Consider the following 16,850-nt stretch of genomic DNA (forward strand, 5'->3'; position numbering starts at 1 on the left):
GCGCCAAAGGCGCTGTGCTTCTCGGCAGCGCATAGGGGGCCCCACGAAACGGAGCAATGAATCGAAATAGGGGGCTGTTCGGCTGTTGGCTGTTTGGGGGTCCCCCTATGCCAAGCCGAGGAGCACAGGAGTGCAGGCCCGCGCGCGCAGCGCGCCACGTGAACTGACTCGGCGCGGCCGTTCAAGCGCAGTGAGCGCAGCGAACGGAGTGCGTTCCGCGCCGGGGTCTGCATTCCGAGCACCGCAGGGAACCCCTGGCACGGCCAGGGGCGTAGGCATCGGGGGTCGCCTTTCTCTTTCCCCCTTTCTCTTTGGCGAAGCAAAGAGAAAGGGGTCGGGTGCAGGGGTGAAGCCCCTGCGGGCTCTCACACGAAGTCCGAAACCATCTCTACCAAAGCCCCTCCGGCTCCGCCAGCAGCGCTTCCAAAGCCTGCACGAAGCGCCCCACATGCAGCCCATCCACCAAAGCATGGTGGATCTCGAGATTCATCGCCATCTCAACCCGCTCTGAACCCCCGGGGCTAAAGCGCCCGAAGGCAAAGCGAGGGGTGCCGTCGTCGAAAGCGCCGGTGTGGGCGTGCTCAAAGTGGGTGAAGTCCAGCCAGGGCAAGGTGGTGGTGTAGACGCAGCCCCCATGCGGACCGCCGATGCCCCAATCGGTGCCCGGCACGCGCGCCGCCTCGATGGCGGCTCGCGCCGGGCCCACAAAGTCGCGCAGGCGCGCGCCCCAGGGCAGATAGGCCACCGCGAAGCTGTCGTCGCTGCGCGCCAAGGTGATGGAGGCATCCACCCGCGCCCACTCCAAAACCTGGCCATTCCCGTGCCCATCCCGGACCAGACGCTGGCGCAAGGCCGGCACCGCCAAGCAGGCCTGCAGCACCGCATGGTGGTAGGCCAGCAGCGGACTCAAGCCCGGCAATTCATCGCGCCAGGCCTGCACGCAGGCCAGCAAGGGTCCGACATCCAGCCGCGTCGTCAGACCCCAGCGCGGCTGGCTGGCGCCGCGATAGAAGGCAAAGGCCTGGTGACGCGGCCCCTGGCTGAGGTCAAGCACCCGGAACTCGCTCATGGCTTCGCGGCGGCCGCCGGTTGATAGGCCGGATGGCCCATCTGCCACAGAAAGAAGCTCCACACATCGGCCTGCTCGTCCAGCTGAGAACTGACCGAGGAGCCCATGCCATGGCCGGCCTCGTAGTCCACGCGCAGCCACACCGGCTTGGGCGCCGCGTTCTTCGCCGTGGCCGCTTGCAATCGGGCCGCGAATTTGGCCGGCATCCAAGCGTCCACGCGCGGGTCGTTCGCGCCCGTGGTGACGATCACAGCCGGATAGACCTGGCCGTCCTTCACGTTGTGGAAGGGGCTCAGAGCAAACATGGCCTTGAAGTGGCGCGGGCTCTTCACCGTGCCGAACTCGGCGATGTTGGGCGCGCCGTTTGGGGTGAGTTCCATGCGCAGCATGTCGCTCACGCCCACCGCGGCCTGGGCGGCGGCAAAGAGCTCCGGGGCCTGGTTGATGGCGCCGCCAATGGTGATGCCACCGGCCGAGCCGCCAGTGCCGGCCAGCAACTGCGGGCTGGTGTAGCCCTTGGCAATCAGATAACGCGCACAGGCGATGAAGTCGCTCACCGTGTTCTGTTTGTTCACGATGTGCGCGCCGCGGTGCCAGGCTTCCCCCAACTCGCCACCACCGCGCACATGGCAGACGGCAAAGCGCCCCCCCTGCTCCAGCCAGCCCAGGCGGCTGGGGCGAAAGCCCGGCTCCATCACCATGCCGTAAGCGCCGTAGCCGGTCAGGATGGTGGGCCGCGCCATGCCGGCGTGGCCTTTGGGGTGGACGATGGACAGCGGCACCTGCACGCCGTCATGGCTCTTGACCATCACGCGCTCGGCGCTCAGGCCCTCCAAGGGGTAACTTGCCTGCGGCTGCAGATCGACGGCTCGAGCAGGCTGGCCGGCGCGGACCACCAGGGTCTGGGCCGGATTCACCCAACCGTCCATCCGCAGCAGCCACTCGCCGTCGGGCAAGGCCGCCATCTCGCGCACCGTGCCCTCAAAGGGCAGGGTCAGGGTCTGCGGCGCCGCCTTGCCATTCAGGTCCAGCTGAGTCAGACGACTCACGCCCCCATCCAGGCCGCGCACCAGGAGCTGCCCCTCCCCCTTTTCGATCTCCAGCAGCACCTGCTGCGAAGGCGCCAGCAGAGTCTGGGGCTTGCCCCCTGCGGCCGGATAGACCAGCAAGGCACGGCGCGGGTCCTGACGCTGGCTCAGGGCCAACAGGCGCTCGCCGTCCAGCACGGCCTTGGTCACCCGGTCCTTCGGCGCAATCACACGCTTCCAACGCGCCTGCCCCTGCAGCAGGTCGGCCAGCGGCGCCACGAAGTAGCTGCGGTCCACGGCGTCACCGTGCAGCAACTCGGCCACCGCCCAGCGCGAGCCCTTGCTGGCGTAGACATAGGGCAGATCGGCGATCTCGAACTGGCCCTGTCCTCGGCCCGTGCCCCAGCCAAACACCGGACGGTCCTGCTTCCAGTCGGCACCCAGACGGTGGAAATACACCGCGCTCTTGTTGTAGCGCTCGTCCTGCGGGTGGCGGTTGTAGAAGAAGCCGCTGCCGTCGGCCAGCCAGGACACGCCATACTGGTTCAGACCGGCGTGCGGGATGCGTTCGGACAAAAGCTCACCCCGCGCCAGATCCAGCACCACCAGGGTGCTGTCCTCGCTACCGCCAGCTGACAGCCCCAGGGCGACGCGCTTGCCATCGGGCGAAGCGCTGTAGAAATCGATGGAGTGCTTGCCCGGCAAGCCCGGCACGTTCAAGGGGTCCAGCACCTGGCGCTCCGGCCCCGCAAGCCCTTCGCGCAGCCACAGGCGACGCTGGTTCTGACCGGGCTCGCGCTTCAAAAAGAGGATCTGACCGGCTGTGGGTGCATAGCCCCCCGTGCTGACACCGGCATCCATCAACTGCCCCAGACGCTCGCGCAACGCCGTGCGGCCCGGCAGAGTCTGCAATCCGGCGCTCGCGTACTGAGCCTGGGCCTTGAGCCACTGCTGGAACTCGGCCGACCTCATGTCTTCCATCCAGCGGTAGGGATCGCTGACCGTGACGCCGTGATAGCGGTCCTGCACTGGCCGCACTGGGGTGTCGGGATAGGGCGTGCTGGCCAGCACCGCAGAGGCCGTGGCCCCCATCAACAAGACCCCGAAGAATGGTCGCATCGCAAGCTCACAAAGCAAAGGAAAACCTCAGTGTAGGCAGACCGAGCGGGGGTTCCGTTCAGGCGCAGAATGCCGCGGCGGCGACTGAGAAAAACAAAACATTGACCGCACAGGCCCAGCGCCTGCAAGTCCAGCTTTTGGGAGAGCCTGCCTTGAACTGTCTGCCCCTGTCCTTGAATCGCCGCCAAGCCGGCGCACTGCTGGCCGTGGCATGGAGCGGCCGCGTCACGGCCGCTGAACGGCGCATCGTCTATCTGAGCGCCAAGCAGGATCTGCCCTTCTGGTCCACCGTGGGTCGGGGTGTGCGCAGCGTGGCGCTGGCCCAAGGTTTCGGCTTTGTGGAACTGGACAGCCAGCTCAAGGCCGAGGTGCAACTTGAAAACGCCCGCAGGGCGATCCAAGACAAAGCCGCGGGGCTGGTGATCTCACCAGTCGATAGTCAGAGCGCCCCGGCCGTCCTGGACTTGGCACGCAAGGCCAAGGTGCCGGTGGTGATTGCCGACATCGGCACCACGGCGGGCGACTACGCCACCTATGTGAAGTCTGACAACTACCGCGGCGCCTTCGACACCGGCAGCGCACTGGCCCAAGCGCTGAAGGATCGCGGCTGGCAGCAGGCGCCCCATGCCCTGATCACGATTTCACTGGCGCGCAAGAACGGCCAGGACCGCACCAATGGCTTTCGCGACGCCTTCAAGGAGGCCGGTCTGGGCAAGGAAGTGGCGCTGCGCCAAATGCAGGACTACTCGGCCGCCGAGACCCAGCGCTATGTGGCGGAACTGCTGGCCCAGCATCCGCAACTGCGCGCCCTCTTCATCCAAACCGATCAACCCGTGGCGGGTGCGCTGCAAGCCCTGAAGGCGGCGGGACGCAGCGGCGAGGTGCTGATTGCCTCGTTCGACGCCATGCCGGAGGTCGAAGCCTTGCTAACCCACGGCACCTTGGTGGCCGTGGGGATGCAGCAGCCGCATTTGATGGGACAACGTGCGGCCGAAGCCTTGCTGAGTGCGCTACGCGGCGAACGCCCGCCCAAGCAGGTGCTGGTTCCCATCATGGTGGGCACCGGCAAAAACATCAGCAACCTGATGCCCCAAGTGAACAAGCAAGTCTTTGGCCGCTGAAGCAGCCATGCGTCGACCGCCGCTGCGCATCGGCCAGCGCCTGGCGCTGGGCTATGGGCTCGTCATCCTGCTGCTGGTGGCCACCACGGTCATTAGGGTGACGCGGCTGCGCCTGCTCAGCAACGCCACACAGGAGGCCTTGGGTCAGCAACTGCCCACCCTGCAAGCGGTGGCGCAGGTCACCACCGACCTCGGTGTGATCGCCCGCGCCATGCGCAGCATCTTGCTGATGGACGACGCCAGCGTGTCCGAGCGGGAGTTGGCCGACATCACTGCCGCCAGCCAGCGCATCGAGCACAACCGTGCTCGCCTGCGGCAATGGGTGCGCGGCGAAGAGGGCCGCCTGCTGCTGGACGAAATCGATGTCGTTCACTCCGCCTATGGCGTCAATCAGGAGGACTTCATCCGCCTGCTGGGCGAGCGCCAACTGGGCGAGGCGCGCAATCTGCTGGTGGTGGACCTGCATGGCTACCAGGCCAGCTACTTTGAACTGCTGGACCGCCTGAGTCGCCAGCAAGAACAGCAGATGGCGGACATCAGCCGCCGGGTGGAGCAATCAGCGCAGCAGGCTCGTCTGTGGCTGACGGGCTTTGCGGCGCTGGCCGTGCTGCTGAGCATCGCGGTGACCGCCTGGGTGACCCGCTATCTGCTGCGCAAACTCGGCGGCGAGCCCGACTACGCGGCCACCGTAGCCCGTCAGATCGCGGTGGGCAATCTGGCGCCCGGCATCGAACTGGCCAAGGGTGACCACAGCAGCCTGCTGTTTGCCATGAGTGCCATGCGCGACGCCCTGATCGAGCGCGATGCCGAGTTGCGCGGCGCCAATCGGGATCTGGCCCACCACCTAGACACCTTGCGCCAGACCCAGGCCGAACTGGTGCGCAGCGAAAAGATCGCCGCCTTGGGCAATTTGGTCGTGGGCGTGGCGCATGAACTCAACACCCCCATTGGCAACTGCACCCTGGCGGCCAGCACCTTGCAGGAAGAAGCCCAGCATTTCGGGCGCTCTGTGCAGCAGGGCCTGACCCGCAGTGGTCTTCAAGGGCATCTGACCCAAGTGCAAGCCAGCACCGAACTGCTGCTGCGCAATCTAGAGCGCGCCACCGGCCTGGTCGACAGTTTCAAACGCCTGGCGGTGGACAAGAACGACACCCAGCGCCATCGCTTTGAGCTGGCAGCCTTGGTGGACCAGGCCTGTACCGAGGCCCGTGCGCAACACCCGCACCACCCTGCCACGCTGCACAACGGCGTGGCGGGCGGGCTCTGGCTGGACTGCCAGCGCGGCCCCTTGGCCCAGGTGCTGACGCAGTTGTTGACCAACGCCTTGCTCCATGCCTTTGCGCCCGGCCAGGCCGGCGATGTCAAGGTGACGGCTCAAGTGTTGCTGGACGGCGTACTGGAGATAGAGGTCAGCGACAACGGCGTGGGCGTGCCCGACAACGACCTGCCCCGCCTGTTCGATCCCTTCTTCACCACCAAGCTGGGCTCGGGCAGCTCCGGTCTGGGTCTGCACATCTGCTTCAACATCGTCACTGGCATCCTGGGTGGGCAGATTGATGCCCAGAGCTCGCCCGGCCCGGGTTGCCGCATGCGCATCCGCCTGCCCAAGGAAGTTGTGTCGGACTGAAGCCCCTGACGCTTAGGCATGCCGGCTCAGGGGAGAATGCGGCCCCATGTTTGTATTGTTCGACGACAGCGGCAAGGCTTTGGCCGGCCGCATCCTTTCCGAGGCCGATGCCTCCCTGCAGGTGGAGCTGGACAGCGGCAAGCGCGTCAAGCTCAAGGCCCAGCAGGTGCTGCTGAAGTTCACGGCCCCGCAACCCGCCGAGCTGCTGCGCGCCGCCGGCCAGCAAGCCTCCGAGATCGACCTGGATCTGGCCTGGGAATTTGCCCCCGAGGGCGAGTTCGGCTTTGCCGAGCTGGCGCGCGACTATTTCTCTGACAAAGCTGGCGCCGAGCTGCAAGCGGCCGCCTGGCTGGCGCTTAGCGGCGCCCCACATTACTTCCGCCGCGCCGGCAAGGGCGGGCTGTTCAAGAAAGCCCCGCAGGAACAAGTTCAAGCCGCCCTGCTCGGCATCGAGCGCAAGAAGCAACAAGCCCTGCAGATTGATGCCTGGGCCGCTGAGTTGGTGGCCGGCCGCTGCCCGCAGGAACTGAGCAGCCAGATCTACCGATTGCTGTTCAAGCCGGACAAAAACGGCCCTGAGTACAAGGCCCTGGTGCAGGCCGCGCTGGCGGCCAAGAAGGCCCCGCTGGAGTTGCTGACGGCGGCCGGTGCCATCGCCAACCCCTACCAGTTCCACTGGCAACGTTTCCTGTTCGAGCAGTTTCCCAAGGGCGTGGGCTTCCCGGAGCTGCAGGCACCGGCCATCGGGGCCCTGCCGCGCGCCGATGTGGCCGCCTTTTCGATCGATGACAGCAGCACCACCGAGATCGACGACGCGCTCTCGGTGCAAGGCTTGGGCAGCGGCACCATCACCTTCGGCATTCACATTGCCGCGCCGGGTCTGGCCATCCAGCCCGAGGCGGCCATCGATGCGGTGGCACGCGTGCGGCTCTCCACCGTCTACATGCCGGGCTGGAAGATCACCATGCTGCCCGACAGCGTGGTCCAGGTGTACACGCTGACCGAAGGCCGCGACTGCCCGGCCATCAGCCTGTATTGCCAGTTCGACGAGGCCACGCTGGAGCTCAAGAGCAGCGAGACGCGCATCGAGGCCGTGCCCATCGTCCGCAATCTGCGCCATGACCAGCTGGACGGCGTGATCACCGAGGCCAGCCTGACCGGCCAGGCGCCGGCCGACTATGAGTTCGCCGCCGAGCTGGCCTTTGCCCACCGCCTGGCCAAGCACCTCAAAGCCGGGCGCGAGCTGGTGCGCGGCAAGCCCGAGAACTTCAACCGCCCCGACTACAGCTTCAAGCTGGAAGGCGAGCGCACCCAGCCGCCGCATGGCGATGAGACCGTGCAGATCAGCCAGCGCGCACGCGGCACGGCGTTGGACCTGATCGTGGCCGAGGCCATGATCCTGGCCAACAGCCGCTGGGGCGCCTGGTTGGGCGAGATGGGCCTGCCGGGCCTCTATCGCAGCCAGGCCAGCCTGGCACCCGGCATCAAGGTGCGCATGGGCATCAAGCCCCTGCCCCATGCCGGCATGGGCGTGGCCTGCTACGCCTGGTGCACTTCGCCGCTGCGACGCTATGTGGATCTGGTGAACCAGTGGCAGCTGATCGCCGCCGTGCGCCATGGCAAAACCGCACCGCTGGTCGCGCCCTTCAAGCCGAAGGATGCGAACCTGTTCGCCATCCTCTCCAGCTTCGATGCCGCCTACAGCGCTTACAACGGCTTCCAGAGCCAGGTCGAGCGCTACTGGACGCAGATCTATCTGCAGCAGAACGGCATCACCGAATTGACCGCCAGCGTGATGCGCGACGGCCTGGTGCGCGCCGACAACCTGCCCTTGGTCTTCAAGGCCCTGGGCTGCGAAAGCCTGGAGCGCGGTGCCGCCGTGCGGGTGCGCATCACCGGCATGGATTTGCTGACCCTGGAGCTGCACGCCAGTCTGGTCGAGCGTCTGTCGGCCCCGGCAGGAGATGCCGATGACACCGGTGACGAGGTCGACGAGGACGAGGCGCAGGCCGCCGCGCCGCTGACAATTGCTGTGGATCTGGCCGATGGGCAGGCGGATGGGCAAACCGCAGGCGACGCCGAGACCGCCGCCGCATGATCCTGGCGCGCGACAACCCCCTGCACGTGGCGGTGGTGGCGTCGGCCGCCCTGCACCTGGGGATCTTGTTCGTGCAACTGGCCACCCCGGGCAGCGCCCCGCGAGCCTGGGTGGAGGAGCGGCTCGAAGTCATCCTGGTCAACGCCCAGGGGGAGCGCAGCCCCACCAAAGCGCAGGCCCTGGCCCAGGCCAAACTGGCCGGTGGCGGCCAGGGCGCACCCAACGAGCGGGCCCAGTCGCCCCTGCCCCCTTCGCCCGAGATGGAGTTGGGCGATGCGCTGCAGCCCGAGCACCGTCGCCAGGTGCAGCAACTGCGCCAGCAGCAACAACTGCTGCTGACCCAGGCCCGGCGTGAATTGGCCAAGATGCCGCCGCCCGACCCCGAACGCGAAGCCGCAACGCCCGAAGGCAAGGCCCAGGCCGAGCGCCGCCGCCAACTGCTGGCGCTGCTGGCCGAGATTGAGCGCCGCGTGAACCAGGACAACAGCGGGCCGCGCCAGCGCTTCGTCAGTCCGGCCACCCAAGAAGTGGTCTACGCCCGTTACTACGACGCGCTACGCCGCCGCATCGAGGCGCGTGGCACGCGCGACTTCCCGACCCAAGGTGGGCGCCGACTCTATGGCCAGCTCACCATGACCCTGAGTGTCAATGCCGAGGGCCGCCTGGTGGACATGGAAATCGTGCAGTCCTCGGGCAACGCCTTGCTGGACCGTCGCGCAGCGGCCATCGTGCAGGCCTGTGCGCCTTTCGGCAAGTTCAGCCCTGAGATGCGACAGGAAGCCGAGGTGCTGGTGGTGAGCGCGCGCTTCAGTTTCGACCGCGACCATGGCCTGGCCGCCACGCTGGACGCCCCCGCGCCCTGACATTGGACATGCGCACCCCCCCCTTCTACGCCGTCATCGGCCAACCCATCGCACACAGCCGCTCGCCGCAGATCCACCAGGCCTTTGCCGCGCAATTCGGTATGCGCCTGCGCTATGAAGCCTGCGCGGCACCCCTGGACGGCTTTGCGGCCACCCTGCAGACCCTGCGGGCGCAAGGCCTACGCGGCTGCAATGTCACCCTGCCCTTCAAGGGCGAAGCGCTGGGCCTGGCCGAACAGATGAGCGACGCTGCCCGACTGGCCGGCGCCGCCAACACCCTGGGCTGGGATGAGCAAGGCCGGCTTTGGGCCGACAACACCGATGGCGCCGGCCTGCTGCGGGATCTGCGGCGCCATCTGGACTTGCAGGGCCGCCGCGTCTTGATGCTGGGCGCGGGTGGCGCCGTGGCGGGCTGCCTGGCCCCCCTCATGCAGGCCGGTGTCGCCTCCATCCACCTGAGCAACCGCAGCGCAGAGAAGGTGGCGCCGCTCATCCAGCGCCACGCCGCCCTCCCCTGTCCGCTGCACAGCCTGGCCTGGGGCAGCGGAGAGGGGGCGGGCTTTGACCTCGTGATCAATGGCACCAGCGCTGGCTTAAGCGGCGCCGGCCTGACACTTCCGACCGGCCTGCTCGCGCCGGGCGCCTGGGCGGTGGATCTCGTCTATGGCCCGGCCGCCCAACCCTTCCTGCAAGCTGCCCAAGCCCAGGGTGCCCGCACCTTGGATGGCCTGGGCATGCTGGTGGAGCAAGCGGCCCTGGCCTTCGAGCGCTGGCACGGCCTGCAACCGCAAACCCCGCCGGTGCTGGACGCCTTGCGGCGGAGCTTGGAATGAGATTTCTGGGACGCTACCTGTTGCTGCTGCTGCTGGGCGCCCTGGCCCTGCAGCTTTACTTCATGGCCCGTATTGCGCTGATGGCGGTGTGGGATCCAGGCTCCACCACCTTTCAGCGCAGCGAGATGTGGCGGGTGGCCAAGACCCAGGGGCAATTGCCCTGGCGCCAGCAGTGGGTGGACGCAGGGCAAATTTCGCCCCAGCTCAGCCGCGCCGTGATCGCCAGCGAGGACGGCAGCTTTGCCGACCATGGTGGCCTCGATTGGGAAGCCATCGAGTCGGCTTGGGAACGCAACCAGAAGGCCGAGGCACGCGCCGCGCGTCGCGCCGGAACGGGCAAGCCTGCCAAGGTCATCGGCGGCTCCACCATCACCCAGCAGTTGGCCAAGAATCTCTTTCTCAGTGGAGAGCGCAACATCCTGCGCAAGGCGCAGGAGGCGCTACTGACGCTGGAACTGGAGCTCTTCCTGAGCAAGCCCCGCATCCTGGAGATTTACCTCAACCATGTGGAATGGGGCGAAGGGGTGTTTGGCGCCGAAGCTGCTGCCCAGCACTACTTCCGCATCCCCGCAGCCCGACTCAGCAGCAGCCAGGCGGCCCGCCTGGCGGTGATGCTGCCGGCCCCCAAGCGCTTCGAGAAGCGCCCGGGATCGCCCTATCTGGCCTCGCGCAGCGCCACCATCCAGGCCCGCATGGCGGGCGTGGAATTGCCGTGATCACGACGCTGCTGGCGCTTGAAGACCGCTTGGCCCAAGGCCAAGACTTCGACCGCCTGTTGCACCCGGAGTTTTTCGAGTTCGGACGCAGCGGCCGACGCTGGACCCGCACCGAAGTGCTGGCCGAACTGAGCGGACACGGCGACCAGCCCAGCCGTACCGCCGTTTCGGCATACCAACTCGCCCCGGACTGCTGGCATCTGAGTTGGCGCAGCGAAGGCACGCGTGCCGCCTGGCGCAGCTCCATTTGGGTGCAAACCGCAGCGGGCTGGCAGATGAGGTTTCACCAGGCCACCCCGATTCCATGACACTGGACCTTGAAATCGCCCAGGCCGCAGCGCGCTTGATCGCCGAAGAAGGGCAACCCTGGGGCGCCGCCAAGCAGCGCGCTTTAAAGGATCTGGGGCTGCCGCCGCGGACCGCCTTGCCCAGCAACGAGGCCGTCGAGGACGCACTGCGGGAGCATCTCAGCCTGTTCCAGGCCGACACCCAGCCCCAGGAATTGCGGGCCCTGCGCGAGCTGGCCCTGCGCTGGATGCTGCGCCTGGCCGAGTTCGACCCCCTGCTGGTGGGCGCAGCCTGGCGCGGCACGGCGAACCGCTGGTCAGACCTCCACCTTGCCCTTTATTGCGACGACCCCAAGGCCCCCGAGATTGCACTGCTCAACGCCGGAGAAAGCCCGGAGCCCGGTCCTCAGGCCCGCGATGCCCGGGGCCAGATGCAGCAAAACCTGGTGATCTGGCTGCGCCCGCCCGCCGGCTTCGAGCAGGAGGTGGCCCTGCATCTGAGCATCCTCGAACCGCGCGAACGGCGCGGCGCCCTGCTGCCCGATGCCCGCGGCCAGACCCTGCGCGGTGATGCCGCCGGGCTGCGCCGCCTGTTGGAGATGCCCGCATGAAGCGACGCTCGCTACTTTTGAGCGCCCTGGCCGCGCCCATCGCGCAGGCGGGAGCCCCCGAAGAGGCGCTCTGGAACGCCGTGTTTCAGCGCCCCGAGGGCGGGGAACTGCGCATGGCGGATCTGAGAGGCCGCAAGCTCCTGATCAACTTCTGGGCCACCTGGTGCGCGCCTTGCGTACGCGAGTTGCCCCTGCTGAGCAGCTTTGCCCAACAGAATCCTGGTTGGCGGGTCATTGGCCTGGCTATCGATGGACCCACCCCCGTGCGCGAATTCCTGAAATCTCGGAGCTTGGGCTTCGACATCGGCTTGGCAGGCCTGAACGGCGCCGAACTGGGCCGATCTTTGGGCAACCGCACCGGAGGCCTGCCTTTCAGCGTGGCCTTCACAGCCGGTGGGCGCTTGGCTTGGCGCCACGTGGGCGAAACCCGGGCGGCCGACCTCCAGGCCTTGCTTAGGCACGCTGATTTCAAGGGTTAACCCGGCGTTTTCAGGTTGAATTCGGGTCAACTTGGCCGGATCTGTAACGAAAACGCTTAAAGTCCGCCCTTTTGAACTTTTAGGGAAGTCGCTCTAGTGAGTCTTCTGGTCCTGCACGGCCCCAATCTGAACCTGCTCGGCACCCGTGAGCCCGAGGTTTATGGGCGCCAAACCCTGGCGGACATCGACGCCCTTCTGGCCGCCCAGGCCCAGGCCGCCGGTGTGGCGCTGTGCAGCTTCCAGAGCAATCACGAAGGCGCCTTGGTCGACCGGGTGCAGGCGGCAGCGCGCGATGGCACGCGCTTCATCGTCATCAACCCGGCGGCTTACACCCACACCAGTGTCGCCTTGCGCGATGCGCTGGCGGCGGTGGCCATTCCCTTTGTCGAAGTTCATTTGTCCAACATCCACCGCCGCGAGGCCTTCCGCCAGCACAGCTATTTCAGCGAACTGGCCGAAGGCGTCATCTGCGGCCTGGGCGCCCAGGGCTATCAATTGGCCCTGCAATTCGCGCTGACGCGCCTGGCGGACCAGGCCTGAGGCCTATAAGGAGAACACCATGGATCTGCGCAAACTCAAAACCCTGATTGACCTCGTGTCCGAGTCCAATGTGTCGGAACTCGAAATCACCGAGGCCGACGGCAAAGTGCGCATCGTCAAATCCGCCCCGGCCGCCGCGCCGGTGGTGCAGACCCTGCAGGCCATGCCCGTGCAAGCCGCACCCGCCGCAGCGGTAGCAGCGCCGGTCGCCGCGGCAGCACCCGCAGCCCCTGTGGCCGAAGCCGCCCCGGCCGGTCACATCGTGAAGTCCCCCATGGTGGGCACCTTCTACCGCGCCTCCAGCCCGAGCGCCAAGCCTTTTGCCGAGGTCGGTCAGCAAGTGAAGGCCGGTGAGCCGATTTGCATCATCGAGGCCATGAAGATCATGAACGAGATCGAAGCCGATGCCACCGGCACGATCACGAAGATTTGCTGCGAAAACGGTCAGCCGGTCGAGTTCGGCCAGCCCTTGTTCATCATTGAATAAGGCGGGCGCCTCAGTGTTCAAGAAGATTCTTATTGCGAACCGGGGCGAGATCGCGCTTCGGATTCAGCGCGCCTGTCGCGAACTGGGCATCCAGTCCGTGGTCGTCTACTCCGAGGCGGACCGCGAGGCCAAGTATGTGAAGCTGGCCGACGAAGCGGTGTGCATCGGCCCCGCGCCTTCGGCCCAGAGCTATCTGAGCATGCCGGCCATCATCGCCACCGCCGAGGTGACCGATGCAGAAGCCATCCACCCCGGCTACGGCTTCCTGAGCGAGAACGCCGACTTCGCCGAACGGGTTGAGAGCAGCGGTTTCACATTCATCGGCCCGACGCCGGCAGCCATCCGCACCATGGGTGACAAGGTCAGCGCCAAACAGGCCATGATCAAAGCCGGCGTGCCCTGTGTGCCCGGCTCTGAAGGTGCCCTGCCCGAGGACCCCAAGGAGATCGTGCGCATCGCGCGCGAGGTCGGCTACCCGGTCATCATCAAGGCAGCTGGCGGCGGCGGGGGTCGCGGCATGCGCGTGGTGCACACCGAGGCAGCCCTGCTGCATGCGGTGCAGACCACCCGGGCCGAGGCCGGTGCGGCCTTCGGCAACCCGGCGGTCTATATGGAGAAGTTCCTCGAGAACCCGCGCCATATCGAGATCCAGGTGCTGGCCGACACGCACAAGAACGCTGTGTGGCTGGGCGAGCGCGATTGCTCGATGCAGCGCCGCCACCAGAAGATCATCGAGGAGGCGCCGGCCCCGGGCATTCCGCGCCGCCTAATCGAAAAGGTGGGTGACCGCTGTGCGGCCGCCTGCAAGAAGATCGGCTACCGCGGCGCAGGTACCTTTGAGTTCCTGTACGAGAACGGCGAGTTCTATTTCATCGAAATGAACACCCGCGTGCAGGTTGAGCACCCGGTGACCGAGATGGTCACAGGCATCGACATCGTCAAGCAGCAGATCCTGATCGCCGCCGGCCAGAAGCTGCCGTTCAGCCAACGCCAGATCGAGCTGCGGGGCCACTCCATCGAGTGCCGCATCAATGCCGAGGACCCGGTGAAGTTCGTGCCCTCGCCCGGCCGTATCACCGCCTGGCACGCGCCGGGTGGCCCCGGCGTGCGGGTGGATTCGCATGCCTACACAAATTACTTTGTGCCGCCCAACTACGACTCGATGATCGGCAAAATCATCGTGCACGGCGACACCCGTGAGCAGGCCCTGGCCCGCATGCGCATCGCGCTGAGCGAGACGGTGGTGGAAGGCATTCAGACCAACATCCCGCTGCACCGCGAGCTGATGGTGGACGCCAAGTTTGTAGAAGGTGGTACCAGCATTCACTACCTCGAACACTGGATGGCCCAGCACAAGCGATGACCCAGCTCGTTGAACTTGCCTTGATCTGCCCGCAGGAGCGGGTTGAGTGGGTCAGCGATGCGCTGATGGAATTGGCTGCCCTGTCGGTGACGGTCGAAGATGCCGACGCCGACAGCCCCCACGAAGATGCGCTATTCGGGGAGCCCGGCATGCCGGTGCCTCGCGCCGGCTGGCAGCGCTCCATCGTCAAGGCCTTGTTTGAACGCGAGGCCGAGGCGACCGAGGCGCTGACGACCCTAATGGCGCAAGAGTTCGGCGCCGATCTGCATGTGCAGGCCTTGGTATCCGTCGATGAGCAGGACTGGGTTCGTCTGACCCAATCGCAATTCGCTCCGGTTTCGATCACTGAGTCCTTCTGGATCGTGCCCAGCTGGCATGAGGCGCCGGCTCAGGCTCGCACCATCATGCGCTTGGATCCGGGTCTGGCCTTCGGCACTGGCACCCATCCGACCACGCGGATGTGCCTGCGCTGGCTGGCTCGCCAGGGGCAAGCGCAAGGTGGCTGGCAAGGTCAGCGTGTGCTCGACTACGGCTGCGGCTCCGGCATCCTGGCCATCGCCGCTGGCCTGCTCGGGGCCACCGATCTGACCGGGGTGGACATCGACCCGGCCGCCGTCACCGCCACCGGGCACAACGCCGCAGCCAATTCGGTGAGCGTGCAAGTGGGCCAACCTGAACTGGCCCAAGGGCAGTTCGATCTGGTGTTGGCCAACATCCTGGCCACGCCCCTGAAGCTGTTGGCACCGCTGCTTTGCGCTCATCTCAAACCCGGCGCCCCCTTGGTGCTGGCGGGTTTGCTGGACCGTCAGGCCGAAGAATTGCAGGCCGTCTATGCCCCCTGGCTGGCGTTGGAAATCGCCGACCAGGAAGAGGGATGGACCCTGTTGGCCGGGCGTCGATGACGGACCGGCATCACAACCGATGCCGGCTGCGGCTCTGCCCTGTCGGAGTCCGGCCATGAGCCTTGCCACGCGCTGCCCCAGTTGCGCCACCGTGTTTCGGGTGGCCGAGGACCAACTGCGAGTCAGCGAAGGCTTTGTGCGCTGCGGGCGCTGTGATGCGGTCTTCAATGCGCGCGAACAGCTGTTCGACCTCGATGGTGAACCTGCGGCACGGCAAGCCGATCCTGTGCCGCCGATGGATCCGGCGCCCCCACCCGCCTACGAGAGTGCGGTCCCAACGCCCGAGGAGACAGCTCCCTACGAAGCCGAGGAGTTCGCGGCGACGGTTCAGACCGACGCCGAGTTCGAGCCAGATCCCCATGCCGAAGCCCTCGAGGACGGCAGACGAGAGCCCAGTTTTTCCGCCCTGGGATTCGGGGAAGACGCGGCAGTCGATCCCAATGCTCGGCTGCGCGAACTGCTGGGGGCAACGGAGCAACCCGCCACGAAGGAAGTTGCTTTGGCTGGCGCACCCGGATCAGCGCCCAAAGCCGAAAGCTTTGCTTCCTTGCGCAGTCCGCCCAGCCCACGCCGCAGCACGTGGCGGCAGGGCTTGGCCTGGTTGAGCTTGGCCTTGCTGGTCATCGGCCTGCCCTTGCAATGGGCTTGGTGGGAGCGCGATGCCCTGCGGGCGCGCTGGCCCTGGGCCGAAGCCGCCTGGCTGCAGGCCTGTGGAACCTGCAGCCCAGTAGCCTGGAAACGACTGGAAGGGCTGGTGGTCGCCGCATCAGGGCTGCAACCCACGCCGCAAGGTCAGGCCTATCACCTCAGCCTGCGCATTGAGAACCGGAACCCTCACAGCCTGGCGCTGCCCTGGGTGGATCTCAAACTCAATGACGCCGAGGGCCGACTGCTGCTGCGTCGCAGCCTGTCGCCGCAAGAACTGGGGCAGAAGCAGCAGCGAATTGAGGCTGGAGCCAGCCTGGATCTCGGGGCGACCTTCTCACTGGCCGGCCGCCTGACAGGCTACGAGATCAGTCTGTTTCATCCCTGAGGCCCTGAGGCCGTCCGACGGCCGCGCCTGCATTTCTGCAAGGCAAGTCAGGCAGAAAAGAAAACGCCCATCCGTAGACGGGCGTTTGAAGAGCACAGCGCCTGCCTAGCAGGCGCCTGAACTCAGGGCTTGTTGCCGGTCGGGAACGGCCAGGCCGCTTGAGGGCTCAGCGTGGTCTTGGCCGTGGGAGCCGCTTTCACGGGCGGGCTCTTGCTGCCGCTGGCCTTCTTGGCAGGCGCGGCCGGCTTCTTGGCCGGAGCAGCCTTCTTCGCCGGAGCCGCAGGCTTCTTGGCCGGAGCGGCCTTCTTCGCCGGAGCCGCTGCCTTCTTGGCCGGAGCGGCCTTCTTCGCCGGAGCCGCTGCCTTCTTGGCCGGTGCAGCCTTCTTCGCCGGGGCCGCCGCCTTCTTGGCCGGTGCAGCCTTCTTCGCCGGAGCCGCCGCCTTCTTGGCCGGTGCAGCCTTCTTCGCCGGAGCCGCCGCCTTCTTGGCCGGTGCAGCCTTCTTCGCCGGAGCCGCCGCCTTCTTGGCCGGTGCAGCCTTCTTCGCCGGAGCCGCCGCCTTCTTGGCCGGTGCAGCCTTCTTCGCCGGAGCCGCCGCCTTCTTGGCCGGTGCAGCCTTCTTCGCCGGAGCGGCCTTCTTGGCCGGAGCGGCCTTCTTCGCAGTTGCCATTGCAAT

The 16,850-nt window shown here is 66.7% G+C and carries 17 protein-coding genes; 14 read left to right on the forward strand and 3 right to left on the reverse strand.

Annotation, left to right across the window (positions count from 1 at the left end; all coding sequences use genetic code 11):
* Nucleotides 1-388: 388 nt before the first annotated feature.
* Together FF090_RS14795 and FF090_RS14800 are read right to left on the reverse strand one after the other, a co-directional pair.
* Nucleotides 389-1,069: a CatA-like O-acetyltransferase gene (locus tag FF090_RS14795; RefSeq protein ID WP_138857450.1), complete on the reverse strand. Its 681-nt coding sequence runs from the start codon at nucleotides 1,067-1,069 to the stop codon at nucleotides 389-391.
* Nucleotides 1,066-3,216, reverse strand: a complete 2,151-nt coding sequence (locus FF090_RS14800; RefSeq protein ID WP_138857451.1) for a prolyl oligopeptidase family serine peptidase — start codon at nucleotides 3,214-3,216, stop codon at nucleotides 1,066-1,068. Before FF090_RS14800 ends, FF090_RS14795 begins: the two co-directional genes overlap by 4 nt.
* Before the next feature lie 152 nt (nucleotides 3,217-3,368).
* On the opposite strand from FF090_RS14800, the gene FF090_RS14805 reads away from it, so the two are divergent.
* From FF090_RS14805 to FF090_RS19320, 14 genes are all read left to right on the forward strand, one after another.
* Nucleotides 3,369-4,337, forward strand: a complete 969-nt coding sequence (locus FF090_RS14805) for a substrate-binding domain-containing protein (RefSeq protein ID WP_246071434.1) — start codon at nucleotides 3,369-3,371, stop codon at nucleotides 4,335-4,337.
* Nucleotides 4,338-4,344: 7 nt separating this feature from the next.
* A complete protein-coding gene (locus FF090_RS14810; protein ID WP_138857453.1) occupies nucleotides 4,345-5,964 on the forward strand; it encodes an ATP-binding protein in 1,620 nt (539 codons plus the stop codon).
* Between the two features lie 46 nt (nucleotides 5,965-6,010).
* Nucleotides 6,011-8,062, forward strand: a complete 2,052-nt coding sequence (locus FF090_RS14815; protein ID WP_138857454.1) for a ribonuclease catalytic domain-containing protein — start codon at nucleotides 6,011-6,013, stop codon at nucleotides 8,060-8,062.
* Nucleotides 8,059-8,925, forward strand: a complete 867-nt coding sequence (locus tag FF090_RS14820) for an energy transducer TonB (RefSeq protein ID WP_138857455.1) — start codon at nucleotides 8,059-8,061, stop codon at nucleotides 8,923-8,925. The genes FF090_RS14815 and FF090_RS14820 overlap by 4 nt, the downstream gene beginning before the upstream one ends.
* Before the next feature lie 8 nt (nucleotides 8,926-8,933).
* The gene (gene aroE / locus FF090_RS14825; RefSeq protein WP_138857456.1) at nucleotides 8,934-9,758 is read left to right on the forward strand and encodes a shikimate dehydrogenase; all 825 of its coding nucleotides are present in this window, start codon (nucleotides 8,934-8,936) and stop codon (nucleotides 9,756-9,758) included.
* Nucleotides 9,755-10,474, forward strand: a complete 720-nt coding sequence (gene mtgA / locus FF090_RS14830) for a monofunctional biosynthetic peptidoglycan transglycosylase (RefSeq protein WP_138857457.1) — start codon at nucleotides 9,755-9,757, stop codon at nucleotides 10,472-10,474. The genes aroE and mtgA overlap by 4 nt, the downstream gene beginning before the upstream one ends.
* Complete coding sequence (locus FF090_RS14835; protein ID WP_138857458.1) at nucleotides 10,471-10,782, forward strand: nuclear transport factor 2 family protein; 312 nt, start codon at nucleotides 10,471-10,473, stop codon at nucleotides 10,780-10,782. Before mtgA ends, FF090_RS14835 begins: the two co-directional genes overlap by 4 nt.
* Entirely contained in the window at nucleotides 10,779-11,372 is a 594-nt protein-coding gene (locus FF090_RS14840) for a hypothetical protein (RefSeq protein ID WP_138857459.1), read from the forward strand. Before FF090_RS14835 ends, FF090_RS14840 begins: the two co-directional genes overlap by 4 nt.
* Nucleotides 11,369-11,851 (forward strand): TlpA family protein disulfide reductase, encoded by a 483-nt coding sequence (locus tag FF090_RS14845; protein ID WP_138857460.1) that lies wholly within the window; start codon nucleotides 11,369-11,371, stop codon nucleotides 11,849-11,851. The genes FF090_RS14840 and FF090_RS14845 overlap by 4 nt, the downstream gene beginning before the upstream one ends.
* A gap of 96 nt (nucleotides 11,852-11,947) precedes the next feature.
* Nucleotides 11,948-12,391, forward strand: coding sequence for a type II 3-dehydroquinate dehydratase (gene aroQ, locus FF090_RS14850; RefSeq protein WP_138857461.1), 444 nt, complete (start codon nucleotides 11,948-11,950; stop codon nucleotides 12,389-12,391).
* 19 nt (nucleotides 12,392-12,410) lie between these two features.
* Nucleotides 12,411-12,878, forward strand: coding sequence for an acetyl-CoA carboxylase biotin carboxyl carrier protein (gene accB, locus FF090_RS14855; RefSeq protein ID WP_138857462.1), 468 nt, complete (start codon nucleotides 12,411-12,413; stop codon nucleotides 12,876-12,878).
* Between the two features lie 13 nt (nucleotides 12,879-12,891).
* Nucleotides 12,892-14,241 carry an acetyl-CoA carboxylase biotin carboxylase subunit gene (gene accC / locus FF090_RS14860; protein WP_138857463.1) on the forward strand — a complete coding sequence of 450 codons (1,350 nt, stop codon included), beginning with the start codon at nucleotides 12,892-12,894 and terminating at the stop codon, nucleotides 14,239-14,241.
* A complete protein-coding gene (prmA, locus tag FF090_RS14865; protein ID WP_138857464.1) occupies nucleotides 14,238-15,143 on the forward strand; it encodes a 50S ribosomal protein L11 methyltransferase in 906 nt (301 codons plus the stop codon). The genes accC and prmA overlap by 4 nt, the downstream gene beginning before the upstream one ends.
* 55 nt (nucleotides 15,144-15,198) lie before the next feature.
* Complete coding sequence (locus FF090_RS19320) at nucleotides 15,199-16,176, forward strand: DUF3426 domain-containing protein (RefSeq protein ID WP_175423679.1); 978 nt, start codon at nucleotides 15,199-15,201, stop codon at nucleotides 16,174-16,176.
* 122 nt (nucleotides 16,177-16,298) lie between these two features.
* On the opposite strand, the gene FF090_RS14875 is transcribed toward FF090_RS19320, so the two are convergent.
* The gene (locus tag FF090_RS14875; RefSeq protein ID WP_138857465.1) at nucleotides 16,299-16,844 is read right to left on the reverse strand and encodes a histone; all 546 of its coding nucleotides are present in this window, start codon (nucleotides 16,842-16,844) and stop codon (nucleotides 16,299-16,301) included.
* Nucleotides 16,845-16,850: the final 6 nt, after the last annotated feature.

Origin of the sequence: Inhella inkyongensis (assembly GCF_005952805.1) — a bacterium.
Classification (GTDB): Bacteria; Pseudomonadota; Gammaproteobacteria; order Burkholderiales; family Burkholderiaceae_C; genus Inhella; species Inhella inkyongensis.

Bases quoted from the DNA above. Each gene is read 5' to 3' on its own strand.
- FF090_RS14845 (WP_138857460.1), top strand. From the start codon at position 11,369: ATGAAGCGACGCTCGCTACTTTTGAGCGCCCTGGCCGCGCCCATCGCG.
- aroE (WP_138857456.1), top strand. From the start codon at position 8,934: ATGCGCACCCCCCCCTTCTACGCCGTCATCGGCCAACCCATCGCACAC.
- FF090_RS14810 (WP_138857453.1), top strand. From the start codon at position 4,345: ATGCGTCGACCGCCGCTGCGCATCGGCCAGCGCCTGGCGCTGGGCTAT.
- FF090_RS14815 (WP_138857454.1), top strand. From the start codon at position 6,011: ATGTTTGTATTGTTCGACGACAGCGGCAAGGCTTTGGCCGGCCGCATC.
- FF090_RS14820 (WP_138857455.1), top strand. From the start codon at position 8,059: ATGATCCTGGCGCGCGACAACCCCCTGCACGTGGCGGTGGTGGCGTCG.
- FF090_RS14800 (WP_138857451.1), bottom strand. From the start codon at position 3,216: ATGCGACCATTCTTCGGGGTCTTGTTGATGGGGGCCACGGCCTCTGCG.
- FF090_RS19320 (WP_175423679.1), top strand. From the start codon at position 15,199: ATGAGCCTTGCCACGCGCTGCCCCAGTTGCGCCACCGTGTTTCGGGTG.
- accB (WP_138857462.1), top strand. From the start codon at position 12,411: ATGGATCTGCGCAAACTCAAAACCCTGATTGACCTCGTGTCCGAGTCC.
- prmA (WP_138857464.1), top strand. From the start codon at position 14,238: ATGACCCAGCTCGTTGAACTTGCCTTGATCTGCCCGCAGGAGCGGGTT.
- mtgA (WP_138857457.1), top strand. From the start codon at position 9,755: ATGAGATTTCTGGGACGCTACCTGTTGCTGCTGCTGCTGGGCGCCCTG.
- FF090_RS14875 (WP_138857465.1), bottom strand. From the start codon at position 16,844: ATGGCAACTGCGAAGAAGGCCGCTCCGGCCAAGAAGGCCGCTCCGGCG.
- FF090_RS14840 (WP_138857459.1), top strand. From the start codon at position 10,779: ATGACACTGGACCTTGAAATCGCCCAGGCCGCAGCGCGCTTGATCGCC.
- FF090_RS14795 (WP_138857450.1), bottom strand. From the start codon at position 1,069: ATGAGCGAGTTCCGGGTGCTTGACCTCAGCCAGGGGCCGCGTCACCAG.